General features: G+C 31.8%; 1 protein-coding gene. It reads left to right on the top strand.

Annotated features, from left to right (window positions below):
• Positions 1-65: 65 nt before the first annotated feature.
• Complete coding sequence (locus CD032_RS07235; RefSeq protein ID WP_040030199.1) at positions 66-521, top strand: hypothetical protein; 456 nt, start codon at positions 66-68, stop codon at positions 519-521.
• Positions 522-716: the final 195 nt, after the last annotated feature.

Below are 716 nucleotides of genomic sequence, written 5' to 3'. Positions count from 1 at the left end.
CCGTTTCTCGTGATGAGTTCCAAAAATATCATTATGGCAAGAAACAATGGTAAGGATGTGAGTATATGCTAACAACAATCAAACAATCAGATAATAACGTTAAATATAATAAGCAAAAGAATCGAATTACAGTACAAGCACTTACAACTGATAAACCTGTAGAAATGGGAACGACCAAAACAGTAGATCCTAACTATCAGACATTTAAACCATATGAGTTAGATAACAATGTATTTCAAGCATTAAAAGACAATGACAAGCTATGTGTGATGTTAGACAACAATAAAGATAGTAATATCCTAGCATCGATACATCGTGGCAATTTAACTGTCGTAGTCAATAAAGGACTGTATGGACTGTCTATAGAAGTGGATGACAAACCAATTATGCAAGAATTTATAAAGTTAGTGCAGCATAACAAAGTTAAGAGTGTACAAATCTATACAGATGAAGTGACATCGATGAATAAGCTCATTGAAAAGATTGGTAAAATAAAAGCAATTTCTATTAATACTAGATAATATAAAGTAGCATTATGACGGCGTTCATGGTATAATATAGATATTAAAGATATACTAAATCTTTAATGTTGAGCGCTCAGTATTAAAGTCTAAATTAGCCATTGGGCATTTAACTCCTTGTTATTTTCATTAGTTCCTAGTTCTTCTGTACGTTGGTTTAGGCCATCACTATTAATTGGTGGTGGTCTTTTCTTA

The organism is Staphylococcus cohnii subsp. cohnii, from assembly GCF_002902365.1.
GTDB classification, from domain to species: domain Bacteria; phylum Bacillota; class Bacilli; order Staphylococcales; family Staphylococcaceae; genus Staphylococcus; species Staphylococcus cohnii.
Note: the sequence above shows the minus strand (reverse complement) of the source record. Positions and strands in the feature narration are given on the sequence as shown.